Here is a 14,840-nt window from a genome sequence, read left to right on the forward strand (position 1 = left end):
TTATATGATCGGAGTTTCCATTTATCTTTCAAAAGAACGAGTAGAGAAACAAGAAGAGTGGCTAAAAGTAGCGAAGGAAAATGGGTTTACATCTATTTTTACATCACTGCACATTCCAGAAGATGATCCAAATACGTATAAAGAGTTAATTCAAATATTAGGGAAACAAGCTCTTGCACATGAAATGGAGTTAATGGTTGATGTTTCTCCAAAATCGTTACATCATTTAGGGCTAACATATGAAAATGTGGAAGAACTATTGGACTGGGGCATTACCGGTTTAAGAATGGATTACGGCATTGCGCCAAAAGAAATTGCAAGCGTATCTCATAAGATGAAAGTAGCTTTAAATGCGAGTACGATTACAAAGCCATTTTGGAAAGAATTACTTACAGACCATATACGAGTAGAGAATGTAGAAGCGTGGCATAATTTTTATCCACGTCCAGAGACGGGACTAGCAAAGTCCTTCTTACAAAAACAAAATCAATATTTACAGGAGTGCGGAATAAAAACGATGGCATTTATTCCAGGAGATGCGGAAAAACGTGGTCCGTTATATGAAGGGTTACCAACGTTAGAAAAACATCGCAATATGCGCCCGCTTGAAGCGTACTTAGAACTTGTTCAAGATTGTGGTGTTGATAAAGTATTGATTGGAGATATAAGCGCAAGTTTGGAAAGTATGCAAGAAGTAGCTAGTGCGAGTAGAGGGATTATTCCATTGCGTTACAAATCATCTATAACTGATAAAGAAGTATTAAAAGTGGTGGAGCAAGTGCATACAAATAGACTAGATCCGGCTCGTGATGTTATTCGATCTGTAGAATCAAGGGAAGGAAATAGAGTGGTTTTACAGCCGATGCATACAATTGTAAGAAAGAAAGGCAGCATTACAATTGATAATGAATTGTACGGTAGATATGCAGGGGAGATGCAAGTTGCTACACATGATTTACCTGTAGATGAGAAAGTGAATGTTGTTGGAATAGTTGTGGAAGAGGACGTTTCTTTACTGCCTTATATTGGCGCTGGAAAAATGTTTCAACTTTTTCTATGCGATAGAATAAAAGCTTGAATTAGCGCTATTTTGTAGGAAAACATTATCCGTAAAACGGATAATGTTTTTTGTTTTCTTTAAAAAAGTATTTGACGAATGAAATAAAATACCGTATTGTTTTGACTTGTAAATAAAAGTTCATCATAACAAAACAAAAAGGAGAGTTCAAAATGAATCAATATATTGGGAATTTAATTATTCGTATCGTGTTAGGAGTTACGTTCTTTGCACACGGTTTAGCAAAGTTTCAATCAGGTATCGATAATGTAGCAGGATGGTTTACAAGCATCGGTTTACCAGGTGGCCTTGCATACGGCGTAGCAACTGTAGAATTAGTTGGTGGTATATTATTAATTATCGGTTTAGGTGTACGATATGTAGGATTGTTATTCGCTCTTATTTTAGCTGGAGCTATCGTAAAGGTAAATGGAGCAGCAGGTTTATTAGGAGATGGAAAGAATCCAGGATATGAATTAGATCTTGCATTATTATCAATGGGTGCGTATTTATTCGTAGTAAAAGCAGAAGGATATGTAGATCGTTTCTTAAAAGAGAAAGTAATGAAAACGAAGTAAATTTTATTTATAAATTGTTGACTTGAAGAATTATTGTAACTATAATGATTACAACTAATGAATTACGAATGAAACAATTTAAATATTTTTTTACATAAGATGTAACTATATTGGTTACGTCTTGTGTAAAAATAAATAAACGGGAGGAAGTAATATGCCTAAATCAAATTTAGAAATTATTCAAAGCACGTATGAAGGATCAGCTTCTTCGAATGCAAAGCATTTAGCAGAAGCCCTCTCTGAAAAAGTGGAATGGACAGAGGCAGAAGGTTTCCCGTATGGCGGAACATATACAGGCGTAGAAGCTATAATGGAAAATGTATTTAGCCGTTTAGGATCAGAATGGGATGATTATAAAGCAAGTGTAAATACATATCATGAAGTAAACGGAAAAGATGTAATTGTTGCTGAAGGTATGTATTCTGGAGTTTATAAAGAAACAGGAAAATCATTTGAAGCAGAATTTGTTCATGTATGGCAGTTTGAAAATGGAAAAATCGTGAAGTTTAAGCAGTATGTAGATAGTCATATTGTTAGGGAAGCGATGAAGAGCTAATGCTTTTTAAATGGATTTTAGGTATATGTATTACCATTATGGTAATCATCTCTTCTATAGTTGGCGGAAAGAAATTGCTTGCATATGTGGAAAAAGAAAATACAAATATTCAAACCGAGCGAGCGGCAAACGAAAAAGAGAAAAAAGCTGCAGAAGAAGCCCCGCAAATTAGTGAAGGTGAAATTATTTCTACTATGCATAAAATGGTGCATCAAAAGGTAAAATCCTCTGAAAAATGGGGATTTGTAGAGATGACAAAAAAGGAAATTTCTAATGTAAAAAGAGATATTGAAAATAGTACAGGTTTTCAATATAAAATGAAGTTATTTTCTATTATAAATAGATGGGAAAAAGGAGATTTTTCTCAAACTGTTGAGGAGCATAACTTTTTATGGAGCCTTCAAGGTGGAGATACTGGTAAGGCGACGGAACGTTTATCGCCAGAAGAGGAAAAGCAGTATATAAAAGAAATGAAGAGAAAATAAAAACATCGCCAACCCAGATGACGATGTTTTTTCATTAAGAATGTTTTCGCATTAAAGGTCTAACAGGCTGAACGGCAACAGTTTTAAAATGAGAAAATAAATAACATCCTGTTACAACGACAATTGTCCCTAAAATTTGTATCCACGTTAATTCTTCTCCGAGGAATATGAATGCTAAAATGGCTGTGAAAATTGGATTGAAGTTTAGAAAAATACCTGATGTAGTTGCGCCTAATTTTTGTACGCCAATATTCCAAAATACCATACAAAGAACTGTCGAAATAAGCCCAGTATATAAAAGTGATGTGATGAAAGAAGTATTTATATTTGAAACAGTGAAGCTACCTATGTTAAACGGTAGTAATAAAATAACGCCGAAAATACCAGAGTACAACGTTGCCATAAGTGGTGTAGTTGTTTTTGTTGCCCATTTACTACAAACAGAATAGATTCCCCAAATACAAACTGCTGCAATCATCCATAAATCGCCACTATTAAAATGTAGTGAAAATAAAAGCGAGAAATCACCTTTTAATAGGACGAGGATAACCCCGAAGAATGAAAGAATCATGGATAGGATTTGGAGTGTATTTACTTTTTCTTTTAGAAATAATACTGAAAATAATGCGATTGAAATTGCATTCAATGTAGAGATAAGACCTACATTCGTAGCGGATGTTTTTTCTAATGCTAAAAATTGAAAGATGTTAAAAAGAGCGACCCCTGAAATTCCCATCAATATTAAAGGAAGTATTGCGGTACGTGGTGGAAGGATTTTCTTTTCTTTAAACCATACCATTGGTAATAAACAAACAATCGCAATCATCCATCTTAAATTTGTCAGTGTCATCGGCGATGCATGATCGACGAGTGATTTTCCAACGACAAAATTTCCTCCCCATAATAAGCTCGTTAGTAATAGTAAAAAGACGTAAAAATAAGGCATGCTAAAATCCCCTTTTTTGTAATCAATACGAATTGTAAATAATTTTAGCATTTTTCTTTATTGTGTAATATATTCTTTTGTATAATGGTGAAAACTCGATAAAATCTTTAGTTATGAGTGATGTCTACGGAATGATATTCAGTTTCGCGTAAGGTATAAGGTGTTTTTTCGAATAATCATCGGTAAGAAAAAAGGGGGAATTGTAATGGAGTCGTCTGTTATTAAAGTGTTGGATGATTTGGATGTACAAATTTTAGATATATTGCAGAAGGAGTCACAAGTAAGTAATGCAGAGCTGGCACGTCGCGTTAATTTATCACCGGCTGCGATGCATGCAAGAATAAAAAGATTGGATGGGGAAGGTTTCATCGATAAGCAAGTTGCGATTTTAAATCAAGAAAAGCTTGGATTTGATTTATTATGTTTTATTTTTATGAGTACAAATATTCATCAATTTGACAAGCTGGAAGTGTTGGAGAAAGAATTAGAATCGATGCCGGAAGTGTTAGAATGTCACTGTTTAACAGGAGAGTACGATTATTTATTAAAGGTTGCAAATCGTGATCGTAAAGAACTGGAGCAGTTTATTAGAAAGCTGAATAAGCTTGGTATTACACGTATACAGACGAGTTTGGCACTTCGTGAAATTAAATATTCAACAGTATTGCCGATACGAGATGAGGAACCGAGCATCAATTAGATTGCTTGGTTTTTTGTTTGCATAAAGTGATTGACGAGGAGAAAAGAGAGATGTATTATTATATAAAATTATGTATTAAAATTCATTTTAAGTTATAAATATTAATATTGAGGGGCAAGGGGATGTAATATGAAAATCTGTAATGCGGTGACGAGTGATGTGAAAGAAATTTATAGTCTTATTGAGGTTTATGCAAAAGAGGGAGTTGTTTTACCACGTTCTCTTTTGTCTCTTTATCAATATTTGCAATGTTTATATGTTATGAAAGAAGACGAGAGAATTGTTGGAGTTGCTGGATTGCATGTATTGGGGGAAGATCTTGCAGAAATACGATCGTTAGTAGTTTCGCATACATATGCAGGGAAAGGGATAGGGCGTATGCTCGTAAATCATGTAATGGAGGAAGCTACAAAAATAAATGTAAGAAGAGTAATTTCCTTAACATATGAAACAGTATTTTTTCAAAAGTGTGGATTTGATTTTGTAAATAAAGAAACGTTGCCAGAGAAAGTATGGATTGATTGTAGACATTGCCCAAGGGTGGATTATTGTGATGAAGTGGCGATGGTGCGGTATGTTGGATGAAAAATTTATAGAGAAAAATTTCCCACTATTATTTACATATATAGTGGGAATATATATTTCCATAAGAAATGGACAGGTTATTAAGAATTTGAATTCTTTTGTCTCACGGCAAAATTATAAAGTGGATCTTTAAGTTCATAGTTATACGTTAAACCTTCGACAATTCCTACAACTTTATCATTATCATAAAGATCGAGCATAAATTGTGCCATTTGTTTTGCAGTGTGGAATTTTGGTACAACATTATCGTATTGGAATTCATCAATATCAAATGAACGTTTCGCAAATTCTGTTTCAGTTGCAGCAGGAGCTAAAACTTTTGCTTGCAGTTTTGCGCCTTGTTCTTTCAGTTCGTGAGACAGCCCTTCTGTAAATGCACTTACATAGAATTTCGTAGCGCAATACGTAACAGCATCAGCAACAATTGTGTATCCGCCGCCCGATGAAACGTTAATAAGCTGTGTTCCATCAACCATTGAATAATCTCGAACGAAAAGAGAAGAGAGTATTGTTAGTGCTTCTATATTTACATGTAACATCGTTTCGATTTTATTTAAATTTTGTTCAGCAATTGAGGCGAAATTACCAAAACCTGCGTTGTTAATCCACGTTTCAATTTGAAAAGATTGTAGGCTTTCATAAAGTTTATAAACATCTGCAGTAACAGATAAATCAGTTTTTCGAATGACAACATCCAATTCTGGATGCATTTCGTTAATTTTCAATTTTAATTCGTTTAATTCTTCTTGTCTTCGAGCTACAAGTACTAAATTTTTTCCGCGAGATGCAAATGCTAAAGCTGCTTCATAACCAATTCCGGAACTTGCGCCAGTAATAACCGTGTATTTCATATAAAATCCCCCTAAATTCAAATTCATTTATGGTTAGATTGTATTTGTTAGAGTATACTCTAAGTCAAACGTTTTTTATAAATTTGATACGGTTATAAAATATATGAGGGTAAGCATGTGAAGGGAGTTTTAGTATGTACACAATTAGCGAGGTAGCAAAATTATTAGGCGTGAGCACACATACACTACGTTATTATGAAAAGGAAAATATATTAATTGCAAATCGTGATACAAATGGAAATCGACTTTACGAAGAGTCACATATAAAGTGGTTGCAGTTTGTAATGAAATTAAAACAAACGCAAATGCCAATAGCGAAAATAAGAGAATACGCTAGATTATATACAGAAGGGGAGCATACAACAGAAGCTCGTTTACAGCTCCTAGAAGATCATAGGAAATCTATTCAGATTCAAAGAGAAAACTTAGAAGTTACAGAGAAGATGCTTGAGAATAAAATTAGTGCATACAAAAACTCATTGGAAAATAAATAGATGGTTGTTATGTGATGAAAAATGGATTTGATCTATGAGTATTTCATCATAGTGTGCGGACAAATAAAAAAGAGCAGCTAGCAAAAGCTAACTGCTCCATTCAAGGGATCTCTCCAAGGGGGAGTGGAGAAAATATTATGTTACTAGCAGTATTGACAGATTATTGAGAAATATACAAATCGGATGAAAGAAATTTTAAATAAACTTTCGGCATTGACAGTTTTTAAAATGTTCATGTACAATATATATGAATGACATTCAGTCATTTTTTATGTGACAGGATGTAGTTAGTTTAAAAATGGAACAAATACAATGGTAAATGAGGATGATAGTTGTTTTTATATAGTATTGATGAAAGAGTATATTTTTTTAAAACAAAAATGACTGATAGTCAGTCATAAGAGGTGAGAGGTATGAAAAATAGAGCTTGGTTATATGTCATATTAACATGTATCTTTGAAATTTTTTGGGTGTTTGGTTTTAATACGGCTAATACTTGGTGGCATTGGATTATTATTTTAGGAGTTATCGCTGTTGATTTTCACTTCCTTTCTAAAGCGTGTGAACATCTTGCAACCGGGACTGTATATGCTGTTTTCGCCGGAGCTGGTACGGTAGGTACTTTCTTGATGGATGTATTTCTTTTCGGCGGAAGTTTCAGTGTAGGGAAGTTATTCTTTATCGTGATGGTTGTAGCTGGCGTTATCGGTTTAAAGCTTGCTGATAATAAAGAAGAAACTGTGGAAGGAGCTGTTTAAAGATGGGTTGGTTTTTCGTATTTTGTGCTGCAATTAGTGAAATAGTCGGTGTGATAGGACTTAAAATGTATAGTAAAGATAAGACATTAGCCAATGGTGCGATTTATATAGGCGGGTTTGCTACATCCTTCGCATTCTTGTATACATCTTTCTTATTTTTACAAGTCAGTGTCGCGTATGCGGTTTGGATCGGTATTGGAACAGCAGGTGCCGTTTTATTAAACATGTTCTTGTTTGGGGAGTCGAAAAGTAAAGCGCGTATTATTAGTGTGTTTCTTATTGTATGTGGAGTGACAGGATTAAAGGCACTTTCTTAAAGATATATTGTATTTCTATCTCCTAATTGTTTATTAGGAGATTTTATTATAAAAAAATGATTTCCTCTTAGAGTTCACTATCATTGACAGTACAATCAATTATCTTATAAAATGAGTGACAGTCATTCAATATGCGTGTGAAAGGGTTTAGATGATGAATAAAAAAGAGAAAATTGTCTATGCAGCTATTGAAGTGTTTCAGGAAAAGGGCGTCGAAAAAACGAAGATTTCTGATATCGTGAAATTAGCTGGCATTGCGCAAGGAACTTTCTATTTATATTTTCCTTCTAAGCTATCTGTTATGCCTGCAATAGCAGAAGTGATGGTTGAAAAGATGATACTTGCAGTGAAAGAGAAAGTACAAAAAGATGTACTTTTTTCAAATAAAGTGGCACAAGTAATCGATGCAGTGTTTCACTTTATAGAGGAATACCGTGAAATACAAGCTTTAATGTATGCGGGTCTTGCATCTACAGAACATATAAAAGAGTGGGAAGCTGTGTATGAGCCTCTTTATATGTGGTTAAGCGAATTTTTAAGTGAGGCGAAAGAAGCTGGTGAAATTCGTGATTCGGTTCACGCAGAACGAACAGCGAAGTTATTTATCGCTCTTGTTGAATCAGCAGCGGAACAAGTTTATTTATATGATCATAAAGATGATGAGCAAGTCGAGCTACAAAAGGCAGAAGTACTAGATTTTTTAACACATGCACTACATATAAAGAAGTAGTAAGATGAACCTGTCTGAAAAGGTAGGTTCATTTTTGAGGAAAACTGAATGATAGTCATTCACCTAATGCTTATGTATGTGTGGAAGGATAGAGTGAAATTCTAATGAGTGGAGGCATCTTCACTCATTACTAGCCCGCAAAGAGCAGGATAAAGAAAAAGCTTCTTGGGCATTATTTTTTGAGAGGAACTTACGGGAAGAGGTGTTAAAAAGTGAAGAAACCGATAAAAGAGCAAAAGATGGTATTGGTCATTCTTTTGAGTAATATATTTATCGCTTTTCTAGGGATTGGATTAATCATTCCGGTTATGCCGTCCTTTATGAATGATATGGGTTTAACAGGGAAGACGATGGGATATCTCGTTGCAGTATTTGCAATGGCACAGCTCATTACTTCACCTATTACAGGCCGATGGGTTGATCTTTACGGTAGGAAGAAAATGATAATCATTGGATTATTTATTTTTGGTGTTTCAGAGCTTCTTTTTGGATTGGGAAAAGATGTATGGATGCTTTATGTAGCAAGGGTGTTAGGCGGAATTAGTGCTGCGTTTATTATGCCTGGTGTTACGGCATATGTTGCGGATATTACATCTATTCAGGAACGTCCAAAGGCGATGGGATACTTATCTGCAGCTATTAGTACTGGATTCATTATAGGGCCTGGAATCGGCGGATTTATTGCAGAATACGGTATACGTGTGCCGTTTTTCGTTGCAGCAGCAATTGCCTTTATAGCATGTGTGATTTCGATCTTTATTTTAAAAGAACCGTTAACGAAAGAAGAACTTGCAGAGATTTCTTCTAATACGAAGGAATCAAGTTTTATTGGTGATTTAAAGAAATCATTACATCCAATGTATGCAATTGCATTTATTATCGTATTTGTACTCGCATTCGGATTATCAGCGTATGAAACAGTGTTTAGCTTGTTCTCTGATCATAAATTTGGCTTCTCGCCGAAAGATATTGCAGCAATTATTACAATTAGTTCAATCTTTGGGGTAGTTGTGCAAGTATTTATGTTTGGCAAATTGGTAGACATGTTCGGTGAGAAAGTATTAATCCAAATATGTTTAATTGTAGGGGCAGTATTAGCATTCGTCTCAACTGTAGTCTTTAATTATTGGATTGTACTTCTCGTTACTTGCTTCATTTTCTTAGCATTTGATTTACTTCGTCCAGCTTTAACGACGTTTTTATCAAAAGCAGCTGGAAAAGAGCAAGGATTCGTTGCTGGAATGAACTCGACTTATACGAGTTTAGGAAATATCGCAGGACCAGCGATGGGCGGAATATTATTTGATATGAATATTCATTATCCATATGCATTTTCAGGAGTTGTTTTAATAGTTGGTCTCGCTATTACATTTATGTGGAGAGAGAAACAGTTGGCTGAAAGTTTTGCTAAGTAATAAAACCCCTTACGACGGTAAGGGGTTTTTGTTTTATAAACTTAATCCAAACCGTTTTAATTCAATAAAAATCCCCTCTAATTGCTTTCCTTTATCCGTTAATGTGTACTCTACACGAGGCGGAACTTCTGGATATACTTTTCTCGTTATAATGCCTTGCGATTCTAATTCTTTTAGTCGAAGCGATAATGTTTTTGGACTAATACCATTCATTGATTTTTGTAAATCACTAAAGCGTAATGTTCCTTCGATAAGAAGATCACGAATGATTAAAAACGTCCATTTTGTACTAATTACATCAAGCGTTTTAGCGATAGGACAAGGTATGCCAGGTAAACCTTTCGTTAATTCAACTGGATCTATATTGTTCATGGAACTAGCCTCCATAAAATTTTTTTGGATGAATTTGCTTTATAGTATCACAAAACTATACTTTTGGTAACTATATGAAAAAAATATCACTACTTCCATAAATGAAGTTAGTGCATATACAATAGCAATACGAAACATAAAGGATTTATATGAGGAGGTGGTGATTTCCATGGGGATAAAAAAGTTATTTGGATTCCTTAGTTTGTTTGTTATTTGTATTGTGCTTGTAGCATGTGGTGTGGAACAAAAAACTGAAGTCCAGTTATTAAAAGAAATGCCAAAGCCAAAAGCAATGACAATTGATCCCTCACTAAGTAAAAAAGAAGCGACAGAAATGGTTCATGCGGCGCAGCGTTTTTATGCATTTTGGGATACAGGTAAGGAGGAACTTATTCCGCAGACTGTTACTAAAGATTTCTTCGATAATACATTGCCGAAAGGGCGACCACAAGGCATTGAAGGATTAAAGTTTGCAGCGCAAAATTTTCGTAAAGTTGTGCCTGATATACATTGCGAGATTGAAGACTTATTAGTTGTTGGTGATAAAGTAACAGCCCGTCTTTCTTTTACAGGAACGCATAATGGTAAGAAAATTAATTTTTTTGCAATTGATATTTTACATGTGAAAGACGGAAAGATAACGGAAGATTGGCATTTAGAAGATAATCTTACACTACAGCAGCAACTCGGCTTAATAGCTGAAGAGTAGATTATATAGGGGAGAGAAAAGTAATGAAAAATATATTTATTATAAATGGACATGAAAAATACGGTACAAAGGAAGGACGATTAAATAAAACGTTAGTAGATTATATGGTTACTCTATTAGGCGAGAATCATTATGTGAAAACAACAACGATTCAAGATGGTTACAATATTAAAGAAGAACAGGATAAATTTTTATGGGCCGATGTTGTTATTTATCAAACACCAATTTACTGGTTTAGTGTTCCAGGCTTATTTAAAACGTATATGGATGAAGTGTATGAATACGGTTTGTTCTTTAAAGGTGCAGATGAATACGGAACAGGTGGTTTATTAAAAGAGAAAGAGTATATGTTCTCTACAACTTGGAATGCACCTGAAAAAGCATTTGGAGATAAGACGAAGTTCTTTGAAGGAGAAAGTTTAGAATCAACACTTAGTCATTTACACCGCGTGCAAAAGTTTCTCGGTATGAGTCCGTTAAAGAGTTTTGCTTGTTATGATGTGGTGAAGAATCCAGATATTGAGCAATATTTATTGAACTTGAAAGATCACTTAGATGAAGTAATTAAATAATAGTTTATATTTGTATGTGAAGAAGGTACTACTAAGGATGTAGTACCTTCTCGTTTATGAAATACGTTGAAAATCTTTACTTATACAGGACTGTTTTAGTTTTTTTGATTTGATTAAATGTTTTATATCAGAGATGTTATCGTATGAAAGCTGAGTATGATAATAGTTAATGTACTCAAGTAATGCAAAAATATAAATAAATAGAGTGAATGATAGCCCACCTAAAGGTAAGTGAGGATACCAAATTATAAAATCAATAGTAAACGTAATAAATCCCGTAATAATGAATGCTATATTTATCTTTTTAAGTATTTTTAAATATTGAATCATCCTAATGGGCGTAACAGATGTTTTCTCTTTTTTTAGTCGTTTCCACTTTACGTACCAGTAAATTACTCCTTGTAATAAGATAAACTCTAAAAGAAGAAATGAGACCCAAAAAGAATATAGGGAATATAAATGTAACGTAGGATAAGCATAATTAAGTAAGTAACTTGTGAAAATAAAAGTAATGACTGAAAATAACTCACCTGTGTATAGATAAGAAAGTCTTTTTTCTAGGGTGCGTTTCATGGTTTTTCTCCTTTTATAAAAACTTGCATGTTAATACGTGGATGGTTGTATCCATAACTTCGCAAAATTTGCCCAACCAAATGAATCAATTGTTACGTTTTTTAAAGAAGAAGGGTATGTTTTTCTTTTTAAAACGTGATAGTTAAATAAAATGATGTGTTCTGCTTGTAAAAACTCTTCAATCTCATACATGAGTTCATAACGCTTTTCTTTATTTTCTTCTAGTAAAAATGTATCTAGCAAACAGTTAATTTGTTTTTCGTAGTGTGGGTCCATGAACCGATTTACGAAGCAACTTTTATTTTTAAATACATTTAAGAATGCAAGTTCATGATTGGAAGCAAACACTTCTCCCATGAAAATAATATCGGCATGTTGATCGATAGAGCGATTCATATAATCTGAAACGAGAAATGGGTGAAGCTCCACTTGTATACCTAAACTTTCACATCGTTCTTTTAGGAAATGTGCGTCATTTGCACTGTCTTTAAATGCGAAGAAATAAATATGTATCGTTTCTCCGTTATAGGTGCTCTTGTTTAAGTAAACTTTTGCTTTTTCTAAAGAGTAAGATCTTTTAGAAGCTTGGCTACTTCTTTCAGGGAAAAAGCTTGATGCAGCAATTGTTCGTCTTCCCTCTATGCTACGAAGTATCGTTTCAACATCATATAGTTCTCTCCAAGCCTTTCGAAAGTAAATGTCGTGATGAGGACCAGGTTTTGTAAAGTTGAAGCCAGCATAAATACAACCTATTTCTTCTATTTGTATATCATGCCTTTCATTTTCTTCTTCATTTGGTAGTTCATAATCAGCATCGATTTGTACATGATCAGGAATACCCCAAAATTCAATACGATCTAATAACGCGCGCTCTTTAAAATAATGAGTGAACGCTTCGAGTACGATATTGTCTTCAGAGTAATGAGCAAGTTTGAAAGGTCCAGTACCTATATAATGATGATTTTCAATACTAGCATCATGTGGCAAAATTGCTAGTTGTATGGAACTTACATAGTGTAAGAAAAATAAATTTGGTTTTGCTAAATGAAATCGAATTTGCAGTGGTGATGGTGTTTCAATTTGAACAATTTCTTCTGTTAACCATTCAAAAGGAGAGTGAACTTCTTTTAGTCTTTCAAATGAAAATCGTACATCTTTAGAAGTTAAAACTGTTTCGTTATGAAAATATACATCCTTTCGTAAATAAAAAGTCCACGTCAGCCCGTCTTCACTTAATTCCCACGTATGCGCAATGTGTGGTTCCATTTTTTCCGTAACATCGTTATAAACGACTAACGTATCAAAAATTTGACTCGTAAGATGGCTCTCTGTAGTTACAGCCACAAAAGCCGGATCTAATGGGACTATCTTTCTCGATATAGGAATTTTTAATATGTCGTACATATCATTTGAAGGTTCGTATCCAAAATGATGATGTAGTTTATTTTCTATCTTTTTTTGAAGTGCAAGGGGTAGGGGTTCTTTTAAAAGAAGAAAGATATCTTTTAATTTTTCTTGCGCTAACAGTTCATCTGTATAGCATTCAATCGCTTCTACGAAATTATGTATAAATAGAATTTCTGTTTTATTTCCGCGTCCTCGCCCTGGAGTCCAGCTAATTAATTGCTCCTCGCTCATTTTCTTTAATAAAATCTTTACGTTTTTCGTACTGCAATATAAAACATCCGCTAATTCTTGTAAGCTATTTCGTATATGCTGTTGATCCTGTGCATGTAGTCTTAGCCTAATGTAATAGTCCATAATTTTCATATATACACTTCCTTCTATCATAAAAGGGGAAACTCTTTAGAATATTCTAACCTTTTTCTTCCTTTTTTTCAAAGTAAAATAAGTAAGCATAAGGAGGGGGAAACAATGGGATTTTGGAGTATGCATCGAAATATAAAGATTAGAATTATAACTTCGTTTTTAACACGTACTGTGTCCACGATGATTTTTCCATTTATGGCGATTTATTTTTCAATAAAATTAGGTAGTGCAATTGCTGGTGCGTTACTACTTATTAATGTCATAGCTTCATTAGTAATTGGTTTATACGGTGGATATGTTGGGGATCGGCTTGGGCGTAAAAAGGTTATGATTATCGGTCAAAGTATACAAGTCATTTCCATTGCTTGTATGGGAGTTGCGAATTCGGATTACGTTGACTCACCATGGCTAACATTTGTGTTTATGTTAGTGAATAGTTTAGGCTCTGGACTTATGAATCCTGCGACAGAGGCGATGTTAATTGATGTGAGTACACCTGAAAATCGAAAAGTGATGTACAGCATTAACTACTGGGCGATTAATTTATCTATTGCAATTGGAGCAATATTTGGTGGATTACTATTTGAAAACTATAGATTGCAATTGTTTATCGTATTAACTCTTGTTGCAATTATTACTTTATATGTAATGGCTGTATATATGGAAGAAGTGTATGTAGCGAGAAAAACGGTGGAGAAGAAAAATATATTAAAAGATATGGCGGATAGTTATAAAGTCGTAATGAAAGATAGAGCGTTTTTAATTTTTTGTGCAGCGAGTATATGTACATTATCGTTAGAGTTTCAAATTAATAATTATTTAGGGGTACGTTTGCAGAAGGAATTTGAAACAGTACAATTTTTCTTCAGTAATGGTTTTACGTTTGATTTAACGGGTATTCGAATGCTGAGCTGGATTTCAGCGGAGAATACAATTTTAGTTGTGTTATGTTCAGCACTTCTTATAAAAATGCTGAAAAGCTTCAACGATTTGAAAATCTTATATGTAGGTTTATTCATTTATACAATTGGATTTACAATACTCGGAACGAGCAATAGTTTATGGATTTTATTAATTGCAGGGCTTTTCCAAACAGTAGGTGAGATGATGTATGTGCCAGTACGTCAATCTATTATGGCAGATATGGTGCCAAATGAGGCAAGAGGTTCTTATATGGCGATTAACGGAATGGTCTTTCAAGTGGCAAAAATGAACGGAGCATTAGGTGTTATGCTAGGTTCATTTATTGCATCTTGGGGCATGAGTGCTCTGTACTTTATCGTTGGTATGAGCAGTATTTTATTATTTATGAAGGCAATAGGGAAAGAGAAGTATGAGGATGAGAGAAATGTTTCTCAAATTGGATGAAACT

Annotated in this window: 19 protein-coding genes; 14 read left to right on the top strand and 5 right to left on the bottom strand. The window is 34.1% G+C overall.

The features are described from left to right. The first annotated feature begins 4 nt into the window (after positions 1–4). The 4 genes from MRP26_RS08895 (at position 5) to MRP26_RS08910 (ending at position 2,676) form a co-directional block, all read left to right on the top strand. Positions 5–1,078, top strand: a complete 1,074-nt coding sequence (locus MRP26_RS08895; protein WP_197241331.1) for a DUF871 domain-containing protein — start codon at positions 5–7, stop codon at positions 1,076–1,078. Between the two features lie 152 nt (positions 1,079–1,230). Further along, positions 1,231–1,635: a DoxX family protein gene (locus MRP26_RS08900; RefSeq protein ID WP_001077751.1), complete on the top strand. Its 405-nt coding sequence runs from the start codon at positions 1,231–1,233 to the stop codon at positions 1,633–1,635. Positions 1,636–1,789: 154 nt separating this feature from the next. Then, complete coding sequence (locus MRP26_RS08905; RefSeq protein ID WP_053565170.1) at positions 1,790–2,191, top strand: nuclear transport factor 2 family protein; 402 nt, start codon at positions 1,790–1,792, stop codon at positions 2,189–2,191. Then, positions 2,191–2,676, top strand: a complete 486-nt coding sequence (locus tag MRP26_RS08910; protein ID WP_197241330.1) for a PRK06770 family protein — start codon at positions 2,191–2,193, stop codon at positions 2,674–2,676. The genes MRP26_RS08905 and MRP26_RS08910 overlap by 1 nt, the downstream gene beginning before the upstream one ends. A gap of 34 nt (positions 2,677–2,710) precedes the next feature. Here MRP26_RS08910 and MRP26_RS08915 read toward each other — a convergent pair whose 3' ends face one another. Continuing rightward, complete coding sequence (locus tag MRP26_RS08915) at positions 2,711–3,622, bottom strand: DMT family transporter (RefSeq protein WP_001146242.1); 912 nt, start codon at positions 3,620–3,622, stop codon at positions 2,711–2,713. 205 nt (positions 3,623–3,827) lie between these two features. On the opposite strand from MRP26_RS08915, the gene MRP26_RS08920 reads away from it, so the two are divergent. Together MRP26_RS08920 and MRP26_RS08925 are read left to right on the top strand one after the other, a co-directional pair. Then, complete coding sequence (locus tag MRP26_RS08920; protein ID WP_000446096.1) at positions 3,828–4,322, top strand: Lrp/AsnC family transcriptional regulator; 495 nt, start codon at positions 3,828–3,830, stop codon at positions 4,320–4,322. 129 nt (positions 4,323–4,451) lie between these two features. Then, complete coding sequence (locus MRP26_RS08925; RefSeq protein ID WP_197241328.1) at positions 4,452–4,907, top strand: N-acetyltransferase; 456 nt, start codon at positions 4,452–4,454, stop codon at positions 4,905–4,907. 80 nt (positions 4,908–4,987) lie between these two features. Here the strand turns inward: MRP26_RS08925 and MRP26_RS08930 are convergent, their stop codons facing one another. Further along, positions 4,988–5,758 (bottom strand): SDR family NAD(P)-dependent oxidoreductase, encoded by a 771-nt coding sequence (locus tag MRP26_RS08930; RefSeq protein WP_078401220.1) that lies wholly within the window; start codon positions 5,756–5,758, stop codon positions 4,988–4,990. A gap of 134 nt (positions 5,759–5,892) precedes the next feature. Between MRP26_RS08930 and MRP26_RS08935 the strand changes: the two genes are divergently transcribed. The 5 genes from MRP26_RS08935 to MRP26_RS08955 all read left to right on the top strand — a co-directional run bounded on the left by MRP26_RS08935 (position 5,893) and on the right by MRP26_RS08955 (position 9,472). Beyond that, positions 5,893–6,252, top strand: a complete 360-nt coding sequence (locus tag MRP26_RS08935; RefSeq protein ID WP_000288069.1) for a MerR family transcriptional regulator — start codon at positions 5,893–5,895, stop codon at positions 6,250–6,252. A 413-nt stretch (positions 6,253–6,665) separates the two neighbouring features. After that, positions 6,666–7,010 (top strand): DMT family transporter, encoded by a 345-nt coding sequence (locus MRP26_RS08940; RefSeq protein ID WP_197241323.1) that lies wholly within the window; start codon positions 6,666–6,668, stop codon positions 7,008–7,010. Between the two features lie 2 nt (positions 7,011–7,012). Further along, a complete protein-coding gene (locus tag MRP26_RS08945) occupies positions 7,013–7,327 on the top strand; it encodes a DMT family transporter (RefSeq protein WP_000539671.1) in 315 nt (104 codons plus the stop codon). Between the two features lie 151 nt (positions 7,328–7,478). Further along, entirely contained in the window at positions 7,479–8,057 is a 579-nt protein-coding gene (locus MRP26_RS08950) for a TetR/AcrR family transcriptional regulator (protein WP_242806111.1), read from the top strand. Between the two features lie 212 nt (positions 8,058–8,269). Further along, a complete protein-coding gene (locus MRP26_RS08955) occupies positions 8,270–9,472 on the top strand; it encodes an MFS transporter (RefSeq protein ID WP_048655892.1) in 1,203 nt (400 codons plus the stop codon). 33 nt (positions 9,473–9,505) lie between these two features. On the opposite strand, the gene MRP26_RS08960 is transcribed toward MRP26_RS08955, so the two are convergent. Further along, entirely contained in the window at positions 9,506–9,844 is a 339-nt protein-coding gene (locus MRP26_RS08960) for a winged helix-turn-helix transcriptional regulator (RefSeq protein ID WP_001059472.1), read from the bottom strand. Between the two features lie 169 nt (positions 9,845–10,013). Between MRP26_RS08960 and MRP26_RS08965 the strand changes: the two genes are divergently transcribed. Both MRP26_RS08965 and MRP26_RS08970 read left to right on the top strand, forming a co-directional pair. After that, entirely contained in the window at positions 10,014–10,553 is a 540-nt protein-coding gene (locus MRP26_RS08965; protein WP_000511560.1) for an ester cyclase, read from the top strand. A 23-nt stretch (positions 10,554–10,576) separates the two neighbouring features. Beyond that, positions 10,577–11,125 (top strand): NAD(P)H-dependent oxidoreductase, encoded by a 549-nt coding sequence (locus MRP26_RS08970; protein ID WP_053565164.1) that lies wholly within the window; start codon positions 10,577–10,579, stop codon positions 11,123–11,125. Between the two features lie 54 nt (positions 11,126–11,179). Here the strand turns inward: MRP26_RS08970 and MRP26_RS08975 are convergent, their stop codons facing one another. Together MRP26_RS08975 and MRP26_RS08980 are read right to left on the bottom strand one after the other, a co-directional pair. After that, on the bottom strand, positions 11,180–11,698 hold the full coding sequence (locus tag MRP26_RS08975; RefSeq protein WP_000831576.1) for a hypothetical protein: 519 nt from the start codon (positions 11,696–11,698) through the stop codon (positions 11,180–11,182). Between the two features lie 30 nt (positions 11,699–11,728). Then, positions 11,729–13,489, bottom strand: a complete 1,761-nt coding sequence (locus MRP26_RS08980) for an SgrR family transcriptional regulator (RefSeq protein WP_242806112.1) — start codon at positions 13,487–13,489, stop codon at positions 11,729–11,731. Between the two features lie 84 nt (positions 13,490–13,573). Between MRP26_RS08980 and MRP26_RS08985 the strand changes: the two genes are divergently transcribed. Then, positions 13,574–14,836 carry an MDR family MFS transporter gene (locus MRP26_RS08985; RefSeq protein WP_069355057.1) on the top strand — a complete coding sequence of 421 codons (1,263 nt, stop codon included), beginning with the start codon at positions 13,574–13,576 and terminating at the stop codon, positions 14,834–14,836. Positions 14,837–14,840: the final 4 nt, after the last annotated feature.

The sequence above is a fragment of the Bacillus sp. CCB-MMP212 genome (assembly GCF_022748145.1).
Lineage (GTDB): Bacteria > Bacillota > Bacilli > Bacillales > Bacillaceae_G > Bacillus_A > Bacillus_A cereus.